This is a genomic window from Methanonatronarchaeum sp. AMET-Sl (genome assembly GCF_029854155.1).
Classification (GTDB): Archaea; Halobacteriota; Methanonatronarchaeia; order Methanonatronarchaeales; family Methanonatronarchaeaceae; genus Methanonatronarchaeum.
The window spans coordinates 120,847-141,789 of the sequence record NZ_CP122958.1 but is presented as its reverse complement, the minus strand read 5'-3'; the positions used below and the strand labels follow the sequence as shown (position 1 = coordinate 141,789).

At 38.6% G+C, this 20,943-nt stretch carries 21 protein-coding genes; 11 read left to right on the top strand and 10 right to left on the bottom strand.

Annotation, left to right across the window (positions count from 1 at the left end; genetic code table 11):
* Positions 1-44 precede the first annotated feature (44 nt).
* Positions 45-821, bottom strand: coding sequence for a sulfide-dependent adenosine diphosphate thiazole synthase (locus QEN48_RS00685; protein WP_280108499.1), 777 nt, complete (start codon positions 819-821; stop codon positions 45-47).
* Between the two features lie 146 nt (positions 822-967).
* Here QEN48_RS00685 and QEN48_RS00680 point away from each other — a divergent pair, with 146 nt between their 5' ends.
* The 5 genes from QEN48_RS00680 to QEN48_RS00660 are packed head-to-tail and all read left to right on the top strand — an operon-like array spanning position 968 to position 5,180.
* Positions 968-1,444 (top strand): iron dependent repressor, metal binding and dimerization domain protein, encoded by a 477-nt coding sequence (locus tag QEN48_RS00680; protein ID WP_280108498.1) that lies wholly within the window; start codon positions 968-970, stop codon positions 1,442-1,444.
* A gap of 9 nt (positions 1,445-1,453) precedes the next feature.
* Positions 1,454-2,767, top strand: coding sequence for a zinc ABC transporter substrate-binding protein (locus QEN48_RS00675; protein WP_280108497.1), 1,314 nt, complete (start codon positions 1,454-1,456; stop codon positions 2,765-2,767).
* 12 nt (positions 2,768-2,779) lie between these two features.
* Positions 2,780-3,538, top strand: coding sequence for a metal ABC transporter ATP-binding protein (locus QEN48_RS00670; protein ID WP_280108496.1), 759 nt, complete (start codon positions 2,780-2,782; stop codon positions 3,536-3,538).
* Between the two features lie 8 nt (positions 3,539-3,546).
* Positions 3,547-4,377 (top strand): metal ABC transporter permease, encoded by an 831-nt coding sequence (locus QEN48_RS00665; protein WP_280108495.1) that lies wholly within the window; start codon positions 3,547-3,549, stop codon positions 4,375-4,377.
* A 35-nt stretch (positions 4,378-4,412) separates the two neighbouring features.
* The gene (locus tag QEN48_RS00660) at positions 4,413-5,180 is read left to right on the top strand and encodes a DUF2797 domain-containing protein (RefSeq protein WP_280108494.1); all 768 of its coding nucleotides are present in this window, start codon (positions 4,413-4,415) and stop codon (positions 5,178-5,180) included.
* A gap of 1 nt (position 5,181) precedes the next feature.
* Here the strand turns inward: QEN48_RS00660 and QEN48_RS00655 are convergent, their stop codons facing one another.
* Entirely contained in the window at positions 5,182-5,511 is a 330-nt protein-coding gene (locus QEN48_RS00655) for a DUF5611 family protein (protein WP_280108493.1), read from the bottom strand.
* Between the two features lie 461 nt (positions 5,512-5,972).
* Between QEN48_RS00655 and QEN48_RS00650 the strand changes: the two genes are divergently transcribed.
* Genes QEN48_RS00650 through QEN48_RS00640 form a run of 3 tightly spaced genes read left to right on the top strand, consistent with a single transcriptional unit; the run spans position 5,973 to position 7,626 of the window.
* Complete coding sequence (locus tag QEN48_RS00650) at positions 5,973-6,863, top strand: mechanosensitive ion channel domain-containing protein (protein WP_280108492.1); 891 nt, start codon at positions 5,973-5,975, stop codon at positions 6,861-6,863.
* Positions 6,864-6,903: 40 nt separating this feature from the next.
* Complete coding sequence (locus QEN48_RS00645) at positions 6,904-7,140, top strand: hypothetical protein (protein ID WP_280108491.1); 237 nt, start codon at positions 6,904-6,906, stop codon at positions 7,138-7,140.
* 27 nt (positions 7,141-7,167) lie between these two features.
* Complete coding sequence (locus QEN48_RS00640; RefSeq protein ID WP_280108490.1) at positions 7,168-7,626, top strand: bifunctional nuclease family protein; 459 nt, start codon at positions 7,168-7,170, stop codon at positions 7,624-7,626.
* A 164-nt stretch (positions 7,627-7,790) separates the two neighbouring features.
* Here the strand turns inward: QEN48_RS00640 and QEN48_RS00635 are convergent, their stop codons facing one another.
* The 6 genes from QEN48_RS00635 to QEN48_RS00610 all read right to left on the bottom strand — a co-directional run bounded on the left by QEN48_RS00635 (position 7,791) and on the right by QEN48_RS00610 (position 16,727).
* A complete protein-coding gene (locus QEN48_RS00635; RefSeq protein WP_280108489.1) occupies positions 7,791-8,852 on the bottom strand; it encodes an mRNA surveillance protein pelota in 1,062 nt (353 codons plus the stop codon).
* Entirely contained in the window at positions 8,836-10,836 is a 2,001-nt protein-coding gene (rqcH, locus tag QEN48_RS00630) for a ribosome rescue protein RqcH (protein WP_280108488.1), read from the bottom strand. The genes QEN48_RS00635 and rqcH overlap by 17 nt, the downstream gene beginning before the upstream one ends.
* Before the next feature lie 118 nt (positions 10,837-10,954).
* Positions 10,955-12,388 carry a flippase gene (locus tag QEN48_RS00625; RefSeq protein WP_280108487.1) on the bottom strand — a complete coding sequence of 478 codons (1,434 nt, stop codon included), beginning with the start codon at positions 12,386-12,388 and terminating at the stop codon, positions 10,955-10,957.
* A gap of 140 nt (positions 12,389-12,528) precedes the next feature.
* Complete coding sequence (locus QEN48_RS00620) at positions 12,529-13,581, bottom strand: NAD(P)-binding protein (RefSeq protein WP_280108486.1); 1,053 nt, start codon at positions 13,579-13,581, stop codon at positions 12,529-12,531.
* Between the two features lie 177 nt (positions 13,582-13,758).
* Complete coding sequence (locus tag QEN48_RS00615; protein WP_280108485.1) at positions 13,759-15,885, bottom strand: STT3 domain-containing protein; 2,127 nt, start codon at positions 15,883-15,885, stop codon at positions 13,759-13,761.
* A gap of 260 nt (positions 15,886-16,145) precedes the next feature.
* The gene (locus tag QEN48_RS00610) at positions 16,146-16,727 is read right to left on the bottom strand and encodes a DUF2179 domain-containing protein (RefSeq protein ID WP_280108484.1); all 582 of its coding nucleotides are present in this window, start codon (positions 16,725-16,727) and stop codon (positions 16,146-16,148) included.
* Between the two features lie 244 nt (positions 16,728-16,971).
* On the opposite strand from QEN48_RS00610, the gene QEN48_RS00605 reads away from it, so the two are divergent.
* The 3 genes from QEN48_RS00605 (at position 16,972) to rtcA (ending at position 19,313) form a co-directional block, all read left to right on the top strand.
* Positions 16,972-17,535 carry an RNA 2'-phosphotransferase gene (locus tag QEN48_RS00605; protein ID WP_280108483.1) on the top strand — a complete coding sequence of 188 codons (564 nt, stop codon included), beginning with the start codon at positions 16,972-16,974 and terminating at the stop codon, positions 17,533-17,535.
* Positions 17,536-17,753: 218 nt separating this feature from the next.
* On the top strand, positions 17,754-18,287 hold the full coding sequence (locus QEN48_RS00600; protein ID WP_280108482.1) for a nicotinamide-nucleotide adenylyltransferase: 534 nt from the start codon (positions 17,754-17,756) through the stop codon (positions 18,285-18,287).
* Positions 18,288-18,308: 21 nt separating this feature from the next.
* Entirely contained in the window at positions 18,309-19,313 is a 1,005-nt protein-coding gene (gene rtcA, locus QEN48_RS00595) for an RNA 3'-terminal phosphate cyclase (RefSeq protein ID WP_280108481.1), read from the top strand.
* A 50-nt stretch (positions 19,314-19,363) separates the two neighbouring features.
* Here the strand turns inward: rtcA and QEN48_RS00590 are convergent, their stop codons facing one another.
* Positions 19,364-20,446 carry a GTP-binding protein gene (locus QEN48_RS00590; RefSeq protein ID WP_280108480.1) on the bottom strand — a complete coding sequence of 361 codons (1,083 nt, stop codon included), beginning with the start codon at positions 20,444-20,446 and terminating at the stop codon, positions 19,364-19,366.
* A gap of 53 nt (positions 20,447-20,499) precedes the next feature.
* Positions 20,500-20,784 carry a hypothetical protein gene (locus QEN48_RS00585; protein WP_280108479.1) on the bottom strand — a complete coding sequence of 95 codons (285 nt, stop codon included), beginning with the start codon at positions 20,782-20,784 and terminating at the stop codon, positions 20,500-20,502.
* Positions 20,785-20,943 lie beyond the last annotated feature (159 nt).

Genomic DNA, 20,943 nt, shown 5'->3' with positions numbered 1-20,943 from the left:
ATCTTTTTCGCTGCGATGCCTTTTTTTGGATGTTTAGTTGTGTGTTATTTTAGTTTTTTTATGCATTGTTCGGCTACTTTTTTTCCTGATAGTAACATGCCTTCGAATATTGGGCCCATTCTTGGTTTTCCGTGAACTGCGTTTACGGCCATTCCGGTTACGTAGAGGCCTGGTAGGACTTCTCCTGTTAGTTCGACGACGTCTTTTTCTCCTTGTTCGGCCCACATTGATTTTTCTCCGATTATTTTTCCGGTTTCTGTTTGTAGTTCTTGATCGGTTTTTTGTTCTGCTACTTTTATTAGGTCGCAGTCGTGTCCTGTTGCGTCTATTGTGATTTTTGATTCTACTGTTAGAGGGTCTACGTGTAGGCCGGCTAGGTCTACTGAGCTCCAGTTTATTACTACTCCTTCGATTTTGTTGTTTCGGTATAGTAGGTCTTCTACTGTCATTAGGTTGTATATTTCTGCTCCTGCGTCTATTGCTTCTGATGCTGCTTTTCCTACGCTTTCTATTGAGTTGGCTACGTAGTATCCGTTTTTGTATTCTTTGTAGTTGATGTTGAAGTCGTCTAGTATGGGTAGGCTTTTTTCTTTTACTACGATTCGTGGGAACATCATTCCTCCGCCCCACATTCCTCCTCCTACGCTTAGTTTTCTTTCGAATACTACTGTGTCGATGTTGTTTTCTGCTAGGTATTTTGCTGCTACCATTCCTGCTGGACCGGCTCCTCCTATAACTACGTCTACTGATAGTGAGTTGAGGAAGTCTTTGCTGAATTCGTCTATTATTGCTTTGGATACAAATTTATCGTCTATGTTCAATTTTTATACTCTCCAGATTACTAAAATATAATTTAAATTCATTATGAATCTATTCGTTTTTTTGGTTGTCCTGGTTTTTTGTTGTTTTTTGGGTTAGTTTTAAATAGAATGATTTTGTTAACTAGGTGTTAACAGGTTGTTAAGGCATGGTTAACGTGAATTATTCTAAAACAGAAAGAGACATCCAATACCTAAGAACCATAATAAAACAAAACGGCCACAAAAAACCAGTAGGCCCCGCAAAAGTCGCAGAAGAAAGACAAATAAGCCGAGCAGGCGCATACAAAAAAATGAAACACCTATCAAAACATGGATATGGAGAATACATACCAGGAGAAGGCTTCCTAATAACAGAAAAAGGCCTAAAAACAATAAAAAACGAAATAAAAAAACACCACATAGTCGAAAACTTCCTCCGAACCCACCTAAACCTAACACCAAAAGAATCCTGCCAAGAATCATACAGAATAGCACCATTCTTCAGCAAAAACCTAATCAAAAAAATCGAAGAAAAAACAGACCACAACATAAAATACAAATGCAAATTCCATACAGAAAAAAAAGTCACAACAAAACACATCCCCGAATGCCACTGGACAAAACAAAAAACCCTAACCAAGTAAGGAATAAAAATGAAAATACAGAAAAAAACAACCCTAATCACAATACTCATCTTCATAATGATCCTAGTAGGAGGAACCCTAGCACTAACCAGTGACCAAATCCTTCAACAAGACAAAGAAATAAACATAGCCGTTTCAATCCCACCACAAGAAGAAATAGTCCAAAAAATCGGTGGAGACAAAATACAAACCACAACAATGGTGCCAGAAGGAGAAGACCCACACACCTACGACCCAACCACACAAAGACTACAAGAAGTAAGCGAAGCCGACATATACTTCAAAGTAGGTTCAGGCCTAGAATTCGAAGAAAGACACATGGATACAATAATCGAATACAACAAAGACATGAAAATCGTAGATGGAAGCCAAGACATCCAGTTAATCGACATGGAAGACCATGAATGTCCACACGACCACGACCATGACCACCACAACGATGATAGCAATGGCTTGTCCACACATGATATAGAGCATGCATGTCTACACATGGAGCATGATGAAAGAATAGATATAGACATCGGACAGTTAGAAAACCCAACCATTATTTCAGATACACACCAACCATACGAAATCGATTTATCTGATCAAACTGGATACATAGCCTTTGAAACAGATCAAACTCAAAAATATGCCTTCTTTACTGATAAAAAAGACAAAATAGATTTCATAGGCAATGAACCAACCCATATCAACGAAGTTGAAGAATGCAATTACATAGCTGAGTACCAGACAATCGAGCTAGAGCCAGGTGAAAACATAATCGAGTTAGATGGACAAGGAATCGATAACCTTACAGTTTTAGTTGAAGAAGTTGACCAAGATGAACAAAACGGATATATGGACCCCCATATCTGGCTTTCACCCAACAACACAATTCAAATGACCAACAACATACTTGAAGCCATGATTGAGGTCAACCCAGAAAACTCTGATATTTATAAAGAAAACGCAGACCAATACATCTCTGAATTACAAGAAATAGATCAAGAGATAGAGACAGGGCTAGCAGAACTTGATGACAGAAAATTCATGATATACCATCCAAGCCTTGGATACTTCGCCGACCGATACAACTTAAGTCAAATAGCTATCGAAGAAAAAGGAGAAGACCCCGGAACCCAACAACTCAAAAACATAATTGATCAAGCAAAAGATGAAGGAATAAACACCATATTCGTATCCCCACAATTCAGCCAAGATGCAGCAACCTCCATTGCAGAAGAAATTGATGGAGAAGTGAAAACCCTTAACCCACTTGACAAAGACCTCAAAGACAACATCAACAACATATACAACCAGCTTAAAGAAACACTTGAATAAAAACCGATTAAAATGAAAGCAATCAAATTAGAGAACGTTTCAATTAGCTTCGGAGAAACTAGAGCACTAGAAAACATTAACCTAGAGATCAAGGACGGTTCCTATACAGCGTTGATCGGGCCTAACGGCGGTGGCAAAACAACCCTAATCAAAATAATTTTAGGACTACTAAAGCCCGATAAAGGAACTATAGAAGTATTAGGAAAATCTCCAGATAAAGCGAAAGGAGAAATCGGGTATGTACCACAATACTCCGACTTCGACCCTGAATTCCCAATCAACGTTAAAGAAGTTGTTCAAATGGGTAGGTACGGTAAAACCGGTTTATTAGACATACTAAATCAGAAAGACAGGGAAATAATCAGAAAAAGCCTTGAAAAAGTCGATATGCAGGACCACATGGATAGAAAAATATCAGACCTATCCGGCGGCCAACATCAACGTGTATTAATAGCCAGAGCACTGGCCACAGAACCAGAAATATTAGTACTTGATGAACCAACCGCAAGTATAGACCAAAAAATAAAACAAAACATCTACAGCCTTCTAAAAAAACTAAACAAAACCGGCATAACCATATTACTATCCACACATGACACAACAGTCTTCCACCTAGATATGGATAGCATCGCATGTATAAACCAGAGATTGATCTACCATGGAGAAGATGAAATACCACTAAAAGTATTCGAAGAAGCCTATGGCGCCCCCGTAAACATATTAAGCAACGAACACCCAAACCATCCAGAAAAAACTCAGAAAGATGGGTGAAAACCGATATGCTTGAATTAATCGAACTCTTCCAATACACATTCATCCGTAACGCAGTGATAGTCGGTTTCCTAGCATCAATAATATTCGGAATAGTAGGAACCCTTGTTGTAGTTAAAAGAATCGTTTTCATAAGCGGTGGAATCGCCCACGCCACCTTCGGAGGAGTAGGAATGGCTTTTTTCTTAGGATGGGACCCATTAATTGGAGCACTAATCTTCGCAGTAGGCTCCGCCATCTCAATAGGATACATCGGAAAAGAATCCGTTCAAAGAGAAGACACCTCAATAGGAATAATCTGGGCAGTAGGAATGGCTCTAGGAGCATTATTCTACTACCTAACACCAGGCTACCTACCTTCCGCAGAAAGCTTCCTATTCGGTAACATACTAATGATAAGATCAATAGACATAACACTACTCACAATACTAACAATAGCAACAATAATAATCGTAACAATCTACTATAGACGTTTCCAAGCCGTAAGCTTCGACGAAGAATTCTCAGAAGTCATAGGAATAAATACAAAACACATCTACTATCTACTCCTACTACTAGTCTCAATATCAATCGTACTCCTACTCAAATTCGTAGGAATAATCCTAGTAATAGCAATGCTATCAATACCCCCCACAATAGCAAACCTCCTAACATACAACATGAAACACATAATGATATACTCAATAGGATTCTCACTAATATTCACCTACCTAGGCCTCTACATCTCATACAGCCTAGACATACCAGCAGGCCCAACAATAGTAACATTCGCCGGAATAGTATTCATAGGAGCATTAATCGGAAACAAAATTGGAGAAAAAATATCTAAACAACAATAATAACTATTTCTCAATCAAACAAAAAGACCTATTAGGTGTTAGCTCTGGACCTAATAGGCGGTATTGTAAAGGTTAGTTGGAAATACAAAGACGAATGGAAACCATTTCTCAAACTAACTAACACCAACTATAAAGAGGTTGAGTTGGTTAACGGAATGCACGTTGAATTCGAGGTCATTGATAAACGTGTATGCACAGGATATTATAACTCTAAACGAAAAATGACGCCTTGCCCAGAACATAGAGAAATATCAAAAGGCTCCCAATGCTATGAATGTAGAGAAAGAGACATCTATTCTGGTTATATCGAAGGCCGGACACCAGCAAAAATAGACGCCGAATTCACCGTCTATCTAGCTCAAGCCGGCAACCAAGTTAAGGTAGGCGTAACTAGATCTAGAAAATTAACAAGGCGTTGGGTGGAGCAGGGAGTTGATTACGCTGTAAAAATCAAAGACGGCCTTTCCTCAAAACAAGCTCTAGATATCGAAAAAAACCTATCCATAAAACATAGAGACTTGAGTCAGACTATAAGGAAAGAGGAGAAACTTGTTAAAAAACCCTGTAAACTAAATCACTACCTAAAGTTGATCGGGATGGAGGGAGAGGTTGTTGACCTACAGAATGTCGTTAGTTATCCGGATAAAATAGGTAGGAAGTTGGTGAGGAAAGGACGGTTCAGTGGTGAGATAAATACAGTTAAGGGACAGATAGTTTCAGATGGAGACCTCTGTATGGCTTTAACTTCTGGTAAAAAAATAACAAAGCCATCTCAAACCGCCCTTGATACTTTTAAAAAATGATTCAAGATTCTTTCGCCTTCTTTTTCGCCTTCTTCATCCTCTCCTTCGGTGTATATCCAGTAACCTCCTCTAAAAAATTATCTAACTTTCTTTTCGATTCAAGAGCTTGATCTGCCTTATCCATATCAGACTCAGTGTTAACCCTCAACCTATTCTTCTTGTTTTTGTTCTCCAATACCTCTATCTCCATCAACTTAAAAGCCATAAAATCATCAATTAAGTAAACACCATCTTCTTTCCGATAGTCACCAAAAAAACTGTTGATCTTATCTTCAACTTTTTCCCGTTTTATGTAATGTCCACGTTTCGCTTCAAAAATTCTACCATCCATTAATTTTACCTCCAAAAACCTTTTTTCGTCTATAGCAAATAACTTTCCATTAAAGATATAATAGTTATGGGTAGCTTTTTCTTTCTACAGATTGCGAGGGAGGGTGCATTGGAACGTGATTCAGGGGCAGTTCACATTTGAACAATCGATAACTACATATGTTTGAGGCAGAATATCCATAGCTTTCGTCAAAGAATATATACCTATCTATAAAACACATCTACCGAAAGAAACGATTTTTAAGGCCGACCGTTATTTAAATGCGGTATGATGCATATTGTTTAAAAAAGGGTTAGGACAAATATGATGTAGTGTGTCTGGATTAATTTCTATGATATAGATACTGTTGATTGAACAATTGTTCCGTTAACTGTCTCCGCTGAATTAGAAAGCCCATGATTTCAAGCGTCGGTAAATCATAAATGTATTTAAGTAAAAAATGAATGTAGTTTTGGTGAAGGATGGCTTTTGACATCGGTTTATTAGATTTATGGACCTATGAATTGTTCACGATTGCCGGGACCTCTATCAGCCTTAGAGACATCCTTATTTTCTTGATTGCATTAATGGTAGCTGTTTTCATAGCTAGATGGATTAGAAATATATTGAGCGCTGTTTTAAAGCGCCGTGGATTTGGTCAAAAAGAAATCCATCCTATTTTAAAGTTAACTTACTACACGTTAATTATATTTGGTGTATATCTCGCTTTTAACATTGTTGGGATTCCTCTTACAGGGTTGTTGGCAGCTGCTGGTATTATTGGTATTGTACTTGGTTTTGGTTTACAATCGATAACCTCCGGCATGATTTCAGGGATATTGCTTATGGGGGAGGGAACGGTCCGGATTGGTGATGTTATTGAATTCGATGGTACCTTGGGCGAGGTATATGATACAGGTATGAGGGCTACAACGATTCGAACAAGAGAGAACATCTTTATTATCGTTCCTAACCAGGAGTTGTTCTCCAAGTCCTTTACGAACTACTCTTATGTTGAAGAGAAGGTCAGGATGAATGTGGAGGTAGGTGTTGCATATGGCTCTGATGTTGAGAAGGTAACTGAGATTCTTTATGAAGTGGCTGAAGAGATTGAAGGTGTTTTAGACACCCCTGAACCAATGGTTCGATTCCGTGAGTTCGGTGGGTCATCACTAGAGTTCGTAGTTAAGTGTTGGGTTAGAGGGCCGTTTGAACGGAGAACCGTTAGGAGCCAGATGAACTACATGATAGATAAGAGATTCAGGGAAGAAGATATAACAATTCCATTCCCACAGAGATCGGTTTGGTTTAAAAACGATTTAAATACCATGGACGTTGGTGGAGATGGAAACATACCACCAGAAACAGATTAAGCAAAATGTTTTATTGTGTAACAAGTTATCTAGAATTGGTATGCCAGATGACGACAAAAGGTTTCCAGGCGATGACATAAATGGTGGTTTATTCAGCCATCAAGAAGATCTAGAGACATCCGACTGTAAATACTTTATAAAGTATGTTGAGGGAGGAAGTTTCTCAATTGTATATTGTTCATTAAGAGGAAAGGTACAGGTGAACTACTGTCTAGACTGCAGGGAATACACAAATCCTGAAGAAGAACGTGGGATACCAGACCCAAACCCATTCTAATCTCCCCCAACTTTGAGGTATATATTGATGTCAGATAATAAATTGGTTCCAATAGAGATATATGATGTCTGTATAACTGAAACAAATAAAGGCATCGCTCCAGTAGTTGTTTTGAAAACAAAAGAAGATAAATACATAAATATCTATGTAGGTCTATCTGAAGCTATATCTATTGATAAAGGACATAGAGGAGAGAAGTTAAAAAGACCCTATAGCCATGATTTGATGATGAATTTAATGGAAAAGATTGGTGCAAACGCAGAGAAAGCGGTTATTGATGAATTGGAGGGAGGCGTTTTCTTCGCACAACTAACATTATCCCAGAGTGAGGGAGAGGATATTAATATTGATGCACGTCCAAGCGATTGCCTTGCCCTCTCAACAAGATGTAACACAAAGCTCTATACAAAAACAACTATAATCAAAGATGTAGGTAAAGACAAAGAAGATATAGAGGATTTAAAACCATTTAAAGATTATATATAACTTTTTTAACTTTTGTGAGGGTTTGAGAGAGCAGTATAGTCCTCTCCTCTTTAGGGAGAGGAGGATATCAAGTCAACCACATAACCATAATCAAAAAAAGGTCTGGCTTGGTTTTTTCTTGAGGTATTTTAGTTAATGCCTTTTTATTTTGTTTTTGGGTTTTTTTAGATTTTGAATCTTAGTAGGGCTGCGATTCCTCCTAGTCCTTCTAGTTTTTCTCCGGGCTCGAATTTACTGCTTATTACTGTGTTTTCGCCTCCTTGTTGTTTTGTTTGTTCTAGTAGTTTTTCGATTTCTTTTCCTTTTTCTCTTTGTTCTCTGAGGGTGTTTTCGGTTATTATTAGTTTTTTTACTGCTCCGAGTTTTATTGCTCTCTCTATTTCTTTTTTTCCGTATGTTGCTTTTCCATCTCTGGCTATTTCTGTTAGTAGTTGGTCGATTAGGTTTGCTTCTTTTGTTATTCTGGATTCTTTCCATATTCTCTGGACTGCTCCTCGTTTTATCGCTTCATGGATTCCTCCTTCTCCACCGCTTGAGGTGTCTTCTTTCACTATTTTGTCTTTGATTTCTGGTGTTTTATCGATTAGGTAGTCGTATAAATCGTCTTTTGTGAATCCTGGTCCTGCGAGAACCAGATATTCTATGTCTTTTGTTTCGATAGTTCTTTTAATTATTTTATTTATTTCTCCAAAAAACTCTGTTCTTTTGTTTTTTGAACCGTCTAGGTTTTTTCCAGACCCTGATTTTATTGAGGTTGTTTCTCCGACACCATGTCGCCTTATTTCTCCAAGTGTGGCTTCCCCTTCTTCTACAGCCACTACTAATACCTTTGGTTTTTTTGATTCTTTGACGGCAGTTTGAATTCGGTCTAACTGGTCTTTTTTCCATTCTTTTTTCCTGATTGTGAGTTGTTTATTTTCTTCTACGTTTATTGTGTGGTAACGGCCGATGTATTCCTGTTTTCCCTCCCGTATAGTTCCACCAATGCGGAGTCTGTTTGAAAAATCTTGGTAATCGATGTCGCTGACTTCAATTGTTAGTTTAACAGCTTGTTTCTTCCTTGCTTCAGGCCTTAATTTGTCTTCAGCGTCTTCTGGACTCCGGTAGGTGAGTGAACGTACATAATCGCCTTCTTGAACGATGTTACGGATGGTCCAGAAATCATCTACGTTTTCTGGAACTATTGCTAAAACTCCTTCTTCAAGGTTTTTATGACGAACTTGCATTTTCTATCTCCACATCTCCTGGTGGTATGAATCGATCAATTTCATCAGGTTTAGCTATCTTCTTTATTAAGTCACGGTCTTCAGGCTGGGCTTTATCTAGAAAAATTTCATATATTTTTTTAGCGGCTTTCATCCTATCTGTGTCACCGGGCTTTAAATCAACTTTATATTCACCGTTTTTTTCAACGCTTGAGGGAGGGCCGCCAATCACTCTTGTTTGGTCGGTTATTTCTAGTCCAACCGAGTGTTTAAGTGGTGTGTTTCGGAAATATTCACGTTCTCCTCTGATTACAAAGCTTCCTTTACCGACATATTCACCGCTTTCAGGCGTTTTTGTAACTTGGTTTGGTGAGACGCAGTATACATCTGTGGAGTAATATTTCTTCCATGCACTGGAGTTTGAAGCTGCGAAAACTGCTGCTTCCTCCTTAGTTTTTTGGGGTATTTCATCTCCCTCTGACTTGACTACAACTGCTGAAGCCCCCTCCATCTGTGTGTGGAAGAAAAGGTCGGTGCTGTCCATATGTTTTTTCACTATCTCTTCGTTCTGGGTTGCATTTCTCCCACCGATAACGATATGGCCATCTGAACTCTTGAACCACCTGTATTTGTCGTACCAAACCTGTTTTTTCCGAACCTTTCTCTGTGGGATTTCACGTGATTTAAATTCATCGATGTCTTTTTCTTTTAATTCATCAATCAATTCCTGGGTTTTTTTAGCTGCCTTTCGAGCTCCTTTACTCTTCCTCTTCATTTTCTTAGCTTTTTGATATGTATGTTGAGCGTTCTTCTCTATCGATTTCCTTATATCGATAGAAACATCTTTATCATCTAGTTCGACAACTATCTCACCCTTGTTCTCATTAATCTCCTTAACGATATTTGCGGGCTCTATACCTTTTTCTTTAGCTTTATTAAACCTCTCTTTAATCTCACTCCATGTATATGACTCTCTAGCTTCTCTAATTGTATTTAATATCTCTTTTAGTTGAGTAAAGTAGGCATAAATCAAATCCCCCTTCTCGATTCCAGTGTGATATTCCTGCATGTATTTTTCAGCCGTACCTAACTGACCTCGTTTACGACCCTCCAATCCCTCAAGCTTCTCTCGATACTTACTTTTCTTCTCCTCTTCCAACTCCCTGATTTCATCCTTACTGAAGAACTCATCCAAAGCACGGTTAAATGAACTATAATCCTCAGTATCCATCTCTTCATAGATCTCAAGTTTTAAGGGAACAACATCAACCTTCTCCCCATCCTTAACTATCTGAGGCTTGATATCACCACTCCGAATCGATTCTGCAATCTCTGACAACGCGTTATATAAAACCCTTAATTCATCTGGCTCTATTTCATCAACATCCTTGTTCTTTTCAACACCCGACCTCAAACAGATTTCTTCAGCATAGGTACCACCAATATTAAGTTGAGTAGCCAACGTCCGCACCACATCGGAATTAGAACCACTAAATATCTCTCGAAAGCCATTTAAATCCAATTCAAGTGGATTTTCATTACTAGGAGGATATTCATAACGATCCCCATGCTTAACCTTACGGTCTCTAAAACTCTTCCGCTTCAAAGGAGCAACAATCTCTCCACCACTGGTTAAAATAACATTACCTTCACCAAACAACTCTGCAACCAAAGTCATCTTTTCCCCACCCCTCTCAATATCTATCTCAACAATCCGATCAAAATCATATTGACGAACATCAACAATCACTCCACCCTTGGTATGCTTACGCAAAACCATAGGGAAGTTAGGAGGCCGTTCAGGAGAAGGTCTTGGATACTCAGTAAAATGGATACGTTCACCTGCAACGATCAATAGATTAGCCTTACCATGCTCATGATGATAAAGCTTAATCAAAACCTCATCCTCTGTAAGTTGATAAGACTTCTCTACCCGAGCATCAACAAACCTACCAAGCTCACTTTGAATAGCAGCAACATCAACACTTGTCATACGTTCTTTCATAAAAACACCAAAAAACCATAAATCTATATGGTAATCTTCCTCACACAATTTAGTTTTTAACCACAGTTTTTAACCACAGTTTTTAACCACAGTTTTTAACCACACAAAGACTACAACATCAAACCTTAATGTATTCACTGTAGATAGTTTTAGATAAGCCAAATAACTTATCTCGTATCTTTTTACTAATTGATAACAATACACCGAAGTAAACCAACGTCCCTAAAACAACGAGAGCGATTGTTTCAAACATCGAGAGAGGTGTTAAAGCCTGACTAACGGGATACAAGAAAAGACCCATCGCTAAAGCAGCACCCACCTCCTTACCAAGCTCACCCAGAGGTAAAGATAGACCTATTAAGTTATCTAGATACCAATACGCCAATAAAGCAGCAATTGATATCGAAAAAGCGGTTGCAACCGCAGCACCAACCCAACCAACCATGTAAACCAAAATGAAGTTTAAAGAAAGATTCAAAACAAGAAATACACCATAAACCCTAAACGAAAGATCAGGCCGATCCATCCCATTAATTATTTTGGCCATAACAGATTTGAATGTATTTCCTATCCTAGCAAATATCAATATTGCTAGAACGATGTAACCGATTGTGAACTCTTCACCATAAAGCCTTAAAACCCCCTCCCCAATTATAGCAGCCCCTATAAGTCCAGGAAAAGCTATTATAGGTACATATATCAAAGCTTCTTCAATAATATCTCTAATTTCATTGGTTTTCCCTTTTGAAGCTAGATAACTTACATTGGGAAACAGTACCGCTCCAACCGCACTCGCAACGAAATAGAAAAGACCCGAGATACTCCAAGCAACCTCATAAATACCTATATATGCAGGGGTTACAAACAAACCAAGAACAATTGTATCGGTCCAACTAAACGCCTTACTCTCTACAGAGCCAAGCCAACTGTATTTACTGAAATCAAATATACTCTTAAAATGTCTTTTAGAAGGTAATTTAAGCCTAATCGATATAAGAAACAAACCAACAATCAATGCGATTAAATATCCAGCCACATAACCAACGATCAGGCCTAAAACACCGGCTCCAACCGATAATAAAACCACCCATAAACCAACCCTAACAGAATCACTTACCAAAGACAGAGATTTACCAGTCGCAACCCGCCTCTCACCCTTTAAAGCATAACTGATAGGTTTCTTAAAAACCTTAAACAACAATACAATGAAAATAAAGTAGTAAGCTGGTTCATAACCGATAAAACTAATTATTTCATCCTTAAATATCAATATAAATAAAGCTGTAAACCCATAAAGCGTTAAATTCATTAAGAATGCCGCACCTAAAAACTCCCCCTGTTCCCTTCCCTCACTAACCCGCTTAGTAGTAGCGCTCCCAATACCAAATGAAAGGAATAAAGATAATCCTGAAACAACGGCAGTAAACAAATAAAACACACCAAGACCATCAGCACCAACAACCCTTGCCGCATACAAAGTACCTAGAAAACCGATAACCGCAACTGAAATCTTAATTAAAAAAACAGCGATAGAAGATTTTGCCAGTTTCATCGAATTAACCAATCCCCATTAAATTACCAGTTAAATTACCAATTAACTATTCAATTAAACTCTACCAGTAGTTTAACCTATAGGCTTATTATTTTTGATAAAAACAAGGTTAGGTGTATTGAGTTATTTTTTTGGGTTTTTCAGGCAAACAGGAATTTTATTGAGCGTATTGGGTGTTTCAACAAGAATTTCGGTACTTTATAACAATCGCTGGCATTAACCCCATCCAATGTACTGATTTTTTTAACAAACTTATGGTAGTTTTCAGTTCTATGTCGGGCCATCTTTAAGCGTATTGAATGGTTGTTATGTCGTTTTATCCTGTTTGGATATTTCTCTAGATTGCCTTTTTTGATGGATTTGGCTAGGTGATAAGAACTGGATACTGCACCACCGATACCTTCACCTGTAAGTGGATCCATAATTCCTGCTGCGTCTCCAACCCTAGCCAACCAACCGCCATCTCTTTTTTGAACCAACTTATTTCTTTTACCCCTGACATCCTTGAGGAAGTAGGTGTAGTCAAAATAACCTCCACCACCGCTCTCCTTAGACTCTACATCAACCGGTAAACTCTCAATATACCTATCCAACATCTGCTCTCGGATCTCTCCACCAAAATCTCCATAACCTATGTTAGCATAACCACTCTCTAATGGAAATAACCAATAATAACCATTTAAACCTTTTTTATAATCAAAAACAGCCTTACCAGAAAAACTAGAAAAATCTCCTTTATAAACCCCATATACAGCAGTTGCAACCTGGTATTTAGCCCCACTTGCATCAACAACCAAATCAAAATCTAGAGAACCCGGTTCAACCTCCATATCAAAAACCACGTCAACACTACCTTCAATATCGTTTAATATCTTTTTTTGCCAACCAAGCCTATCGATAATCCAAAAAAAATCATCATGTTTAAAACAAACCTCTGTTAGATTTGAGCCATTACTAAAACGCCATAAAGACCGATCAACCATACAACTCACAAAAGGCCTAACTTCATCAACCACTCGACCCAACTCGCCCCGCAGATCGATAAAACCCCCACCACAATCCACACGATACCTATCCCTACTACGTCGCTCAAAAACCCTGACCTCAATATCAGGACACAACCTATCAATATACCTAGCAGTCAACAAACCTGAAAGACCACCCCCAACAACACCAACATCACCTATATCCAATAAAAAACCCCCTTAAACCAAAAGACATTAATAAAGATATCAACATCAAACAATTTTAATCTTTATGAAATAACCAAACAAAAAAACAAAAAAAAGAAAAATCGATGACGAATCTATAATTATTAAATAAGAGGGGTGGTTGTGGAGAACCCCTGTTGGAAACGTCTCTCTGTGGCTTTAGTCGTATATTACCTCGTATACTATTATCGCGTTACCATCGAAAGGCCCGCCAATAACTTCTGGGCTTTTGTAAACCACTTCGAATTTATCGTATAATACGTCTCCAACTTCTGGTTCGTCATCGCCTGGAGTCACTCCCTCTGGGAAAGCTAGGTCGTAGTACACGGTGTTCTGGAGTGGTTCTGGAACATTTGGTTCAGCCATACCTTCTTGCCAGACCACTGACCATGGCACTTGCTGTGATATATCGTCTTGTCCTTCTGGCCAATCATCAACGTAATCACTAGGGTTTACATCGGCTACTGTTGCAACGGCGCTTGTTTTACCGCCGTACATCGTTCCTGGAACAAGTATTCCAAGTCCTTTGTTTCCAACTATGTAATCCACTTCTTCATCCCGGTCTTCAGACCACTCCACCAACATCTCATGCGCCTCTTCAATATCTTTAGACATATAGAATGCGGCTGCATCATCCACGTTCCATTGAGTGTTATCGGTGAAAGCACCTACATCACCCAGAGCCTTTAATGGGAATCCATAGTCCCACCAAGTCATTACATGTTCATCCGGAGTGAAGTCTTCCGACTCATCCATGTGGTCAAAAGTAGATATCCAAGCACCATTATTCTCATGGTATATCGTAGATGGATATTGTTGCACACCTCCATCTGCAAGAGGTAAAGACATAAATGAAATCATGACTACAAAAACAACGATTGCTGAGACCTTGAGGATATCCCAATTCTTTATCTCACCCCAACTTCGAGACATCTCTCTCTTGATATCTTTCAAACCAATAAACTCGACAAAACCAACAATCATTGCAGCGGCAACAGGTGGAACGAAGTATAGGTAGAGTGGTAGGAATCTGTGAGCCCAGAAAATCATTATAAATGTTAACAACAGGAATGTAAACTCGAACACCCGCTCCGTCCGGAAATCACTATAAATCTTATAACCAGTATAGAGAATTGGACCGATAAATACTAGAGGCAGTAGGAATGTTCCCCAATGTCCGAAATGGTTGTATAGAGGTGTTAATCCGGCTTCAAACCCTGTTCCGAAAGTAGGTTGAAGTTCGGCGACAGTACCCCAAACCCCTTCACCACTGATCAACCCGAAACCACTGACACTTATCGGCAGTATTCCATACCAGACCAATAAGGCTCCAGCAAATACTATACCTACTATGCTGGTTGCTACATAGTTTCTGAATTTAATGCCGTTAGATACATAATTTAGTTTTTCTGACCAATCTGGTAGTTTAGCAGCTATATAAGGCAATACAACAAGTGGTGCAACCAATAGTGTTTCTTCACCTGGGAATGATAGGGTGTGGAAATAAGAGATTATTGGGTATGCCACCAATATCCCGAGTAATGAATAACTGTCTTCCGGTTTTACCTTATCCAGCCATGACCCGATTAAGACATATATTGCTATTGCGAAAGCGGTGTAAGCGAATATTGAGTTAAAACCAGCCCAAAACAACCCGAATAACCCCATAGTTACGCCTGCACCAAGCCCCCACTGCACTCTTCCACGAATTGTGTTCTGCCGGAATGATTTAACCAATAATAACAGGATCAATGGATAGAACAAAGCTATATGGGGGTTTGTGTCGTAAGCTCCTGCACGACCAACCTCAATAAAGTGTGGAAACACCAGGGTAAGTAGGGCAGCAACAATACCAACCTTCTCGTTATAAAGCTCAGTCCCCAGACCCCAATAAACCAAGGGTATTAAAGCGGTGAATATCACGGGGCCAAGTATCACAACATCCAAAACAGTTATCGAGGTAAAGAAACTTGTTATCTCGGTTATTATTGCCGGTACTGCATGTGTTAATGGAGGATATCCAACACCTCTAAGCGCTCCATCTGGCCCTGGATACATCATTAAGTCATGGGTTGCGTAAGCCCAGTTTTCATACCAATATTCCGATAATAAATAGTGTTGAAATGGATCGAATTTCTGCAACCGATCCAAGGTCCCCATACTGATCCGCATCCAAGTACCGACCACTATAGCGAAAAGAACTGTTACTATAGAGATTTTACGTGTATAATCTCCGTCGGCAAGTTTTTGTTGAAATGTTTTTTCTTTTTTAGAATCATCCGCCATATACTGAAAACCCCGTTTTCGCATTTATAAATTGAAGTAGGTTAGATATTTATTTCAATCCCTAAAAACGTTTAATAACCCAATGGTCTTTAACTGTTTTCATTCAAATAGCTCTTAATTATTTATAATTCAATTTGTCCTGTCTAATGGTTTATTGTGTGATTTAATAATCAATTTATTGGTTTTTCTAAAAAAATAGACTCAATGACAGATTCAATATACCTGTTGGGGTGCATCAATATTTTTGGTTGTTTAGGATTTCACTTTCCCCGTCTTATGTAGTCGAATATACGTCTGTGGTATCGTTTTTGTTCGATTTGGAGTGATGTTTCGTCACTTGCTTCTCGTATGTCATGTACTGTGTATACTGCATTTGGGTCGTGGTTTTTTATTGTTTTGATTATTTTCATTAATTCTTTTCTCTGTATCCGTATGTGTATCAACTCGATTTTATCTCCGTTTGTGGTTGCCGGTGTTTTTATTACTTTGTATCCTTTTTTGTGCAGTTCATTTGACATTTCGTCTGCTTTATCCGTGGTCATGACTCGTATTAGAAGGTCGCCTATTGCTAATCTGTCTTCTAATATGATTCCAACATAACTTCCGGTTGCGAAACCTCCGGCATACGCTATGTAGTTTACTGGGTCGGTTAGGTTAGCCATTATCTGGCCGATAGCTAATAACCAGATAAGGATTTCGAAAAAACCTATAAAGGCAGCTAAAAACTTGATCCCTCTTACAACAAATATTGTTCGTATCGTTGCCATACTTACATCGATTACCCTGGCGATAAAAATCAACAATGGCAGTATAACTAGACTAAACAACTCTGATTCAATCAAAAATATCTCTCTTAACTAAACTTAATTTAAGGGTTTATACATATAGTTTTATCGATTTTGAGTCGATATATAGGTTTTTAATTGAAGTTATCTATATTTCTTTGGTAGTGATTTGTAGGGTTATTGATAGAAAATTTTTTAGAGGAGTGGGTCTTCTTTTTAAAGGATGCAAATAAAGAAATGTCCCGTCCATGGTTACTTTCGTGGCGATCTCTGTGATTGTGGGGAAGAGGGAGAGTTGTTTATGTCGGAAGAGAGGGCTACTGCTTTGGGTAAGATAGTTTCTGGTTCTCTGAGGCATTTCCCTAAAGATATTGGGGTTGAGTTGGATGGTAATGGCTGGGCTTCTCTTGACGGTTTATATAAGGCTATTAGTAGGAGAGGTAGGTATAGCTGGCTTGATAAAGAACATATCGAGGTTCTTGTCCAAACAGATGAGAAAGGTAGGTATGAACTTGAGGACGGGGAGATCCGTGCAACATACGGCCATACAGTAGATGTGGAGCCAGACCTACCAATTACTGAACCGCCAGAAGAACTCTATTACGGTAGTAGTGAAGAAGAAGCTGGAAGAGTTCTTGAAATAGGTTTAAAACCAGCAGACAAAGTTAAAGTCCATCTTAGTGAGGAGAAAGAATCGGCTTTACAGGTCGCCAGTTCATCAACAGACAACCCAATACTTATAATAGTTAGAAGTAGAGAAGCACAGGTAAATGGTGTAGACATAAGAAAGGCAGCAGAAGGAGTATGGGTTGCAGATGAAGTACCACCAGCATTTATAGAAGTCAATGAAAAAATAAACCTATAAAATTGACCCCTATAAAATAGGTCTTCTACCCTGCTTTAGATAACACCATGATAAATGGTTTAGAGGGATTTTGGGGACAAAATAATTTCGAAAAAGAGGCTTTGACCTACTCGCTCTCCATTTGATTAGTTTTGTTACCATTTTTATTCAAACTGAGTTGAAGGGGTTTTTTGTTGTTTCCGTCAGTTATATGGTGTTTTGCGATATAATATTGGGGTATGAGAGCTCTCACTATCGGTAGGTACCAGCCTTTTCATAAAGGCCATCTCAATGTTATTAAGGAGATTATTGATGTGGTTGATGAGATTGTGGTTGGTATTGGTAGTGCTCAGATTAGTCATGAACTTGATAATCCGTTTACGGCGGGTGAGAGGGTTGCTATGATTCGTAGGACGCTTGAGTTGAATGGTTTTAGGGGCCTGTCGTATATAATTCCTATTGAGGATATTCAACGGAACTCTATCTGGACTGCACATCTTGAGTCGATGACACCTCCTTTTGATGTAGTTTATAGTAACAATCCCTTGGTGGTTAGGTTGTGTAAGGAAGAGGGTTATGAGGTGAGGCATCCACCGTTGTTTAAGCGTGAGGAGTACTCTGGAACTGAGATTAGGCGTCGGATGGTTGAGGGTGAAAGTTGGAGTCATTTAGTCCCGGAGGGAACTTTAGAGGTAATAAATGAAGTCGATGGGGTGCAGAGATTAAAAGATATAGTTAGAGAAGAAGACTCGTATGGAAGAAAGAATATATAAATTTTTTTAGGTGGTTTTTTGTTGGAAATCGATGGTAGTTATGGTGAGGGTGGTGGACAGGTTGTTAGAACATCTCTGGCTTTATCAAGTGTCTTTGGGGAACCTATTAAATTAATGAATATCCGGGCTGGTAGGTCTAATCCAGGGTTGTCGTATCAACATTTAAGTTGTGTAAAGTTGATGAAACGGTTAACCAATGCTGAGGTAAATGGAGATAGACTCCGTTCAACCGAATTATTTTTTAAACCAACTGAAAAACCAGGGGGAGATATAGAGATCGATATTGGGACTGCTGGGAGTATAACTTTGTTATTGCAGTGTTTATTACCTACCCTGCATGTTTCAAATGAAATAAGGGTATATGCGGTTGGTGGAACAGATGTAAAGTGGTCTCCACCTATAGATTACCTAATAAATGTTACTAAACCAATATTAAGTAAATATGGACTTGAATTCGATTTGGATTTAATAAAAAGAGGGTATTACCCAAAAGGTGGTGGTGAAGTACGGTTTACTGCCTCCAATTCCGATTTGAATCCTTTTGATATAGATTGTGAAAGGCCTCAGAAAATAATGGGGATATCGCATTGTGGAAATCTTCCACGCCATATAGCTGAGAGACAGGCCAATTCAGCCGAAAAACAATTAAAAAAACTTGACATCCCGATTGAGATAAAGGTTGAACAAACAACTGATGTAATGGGGAAGGGCTCTGGAATTGTGTTATGGAGCACAGAAGGATGTCGTTATGGCTCCAGCGCTCTAGGAGAGCCCGGAAAACCCGCTGAAAAAGTTGGTAAAGAAGCCGGTGAAAAACTAATAAAACAAATTAAAGAAATTGGAGCTGTTGACAAATATTCTGGTGACCAGATATTACCTATAGTTGGTTTATCAGGCGGTAGTTACACAACAACCAAGCTAACAACGCATACAAAAACAAATGCCTGGCTTGTTAACCAATTCATCGGTAACAAAAAAATCAAGATACAGGAAAACAAAAACCAGCCACCCAAAATAACGGCATAAAAACACTATAAACGAGTTAGTGAAAAAAAAGGGGTTAGTTTGTGATTATGTTAATTTGTGATTATGCTTAATATATCTCCATCTTCTAGTTGGTGGTCTTTACCTACCTGCTGGCCATCGTGTTTGGCTGAATCGCCCCATACTTTTGCGTATCTGAATTTTTTTTCAAAATCTCTATGTAGTTTTCTGGATACATCTTGTACGGTTGCGTGTTTATCAACTACTATTGGGTCTTCCATGTCTGGTTCGCCTCGATGTGGCTTGAGGTAGACTCTTTTTATATCAAGTTTCCCTAATATCTTGTTTTTAAGGTAATCTAGATTGATTTCTTTTTCGGCAGAGATATAGATACGGCCTTCTTCGTCTTCTTTTGTGTTTCGTGTGGTTTCATCTATTTTGTTTACTACGGTTAGGGATGGCATGTATACTCTGTTGTCTGCGATTCCGTCTATCAATCGATCTAAATCGAATTTTTCTCTTAAGATAACTGTGGCGTTTATGATTTTGTATTCACTTAGGATTGCTTTTATTGTGTCTTCTTCAAGTTCTTGTTCAACTGAGCTGACTATGTCGATACCGCCTTTATCTTTTTTTTCGATCTCTATTTTAGGTGGTTCTTTGTCAAGTCTGATTCCTGCATCGTATAACTCTTTTTTAATCTTCTCGATGTGTTCCATTCGATGTACGTCTGTTGTTATCAGTACTAGGTCGCAGTTTCGCACAACTGATAGAACTCTCCGACCTCGACCTCTGTTGGAGGAGGCACCTTCGATTAATCCAGGTACGTCGAGAAGCTGTATGGCACATCCTTTATGTTTAAGCATGCCTGGGATTACGTCTAGTGTTGTGAAGTCGTAGGAAGCTATTTCGGATTCTGCTCCCGTTAATTTTGATAATAAAGTAGATTTTCCGACGGAGGGAAAGCCGACGAGGACAGCGGTTTTATCACCGCTTTTCTGCACGTCGTATCCTTCTCCGCCTTTGGAGCCAGAACTTTGTTTCTCAAGTTTTTCTTTTAGGTTTGAAACCTTTGCTTTAAGCCTACCTATATGTTTAGAGGTTGCTTTGTTGTATGGCGTGTTTTTTATTTCATCTTCGAGTTCTTTGATTTCTTGTCTAATTGATTCTGTCATCTTCTACAGAATCTTTCCGTTCTCACACTCAATAAACCTTACCTTCAACCAATTCAATACATGTAGGGGTCGGAGCCATCATCGAATTGGTCTTCTGAATAAAAATCGTCTTCATACCCCATCGCCATTCCTTGGGGGTCGTTAAGTTTTTCTTTTTGACATTCCTCAATTTCATCGATAATATCTTCGAACTCTGGTGAGTCCTGTTTGTCTTCACTACATAGGTTGCAAGCCCGTTCGGAAAGTGTACATCCCTGTCGAATACAGCTAGCGCATTTTTCAACAAGACACTCTGCACATGAGTCTGGTACTGTGTTCTTTTCTTTGATCATTTCCATCTAATCTCCCCCCTTTCTTTTTAGGGTGATTCAATTAATATACTAAATCTAATATAAAACTTTTGGATTGAAAAACAATACAAAATTCCTTAAATAAGAACTAAAGCATTTAAAACTACTATTAATTTATATTAAAGGTTATAAAAATTTTTTTAAGAT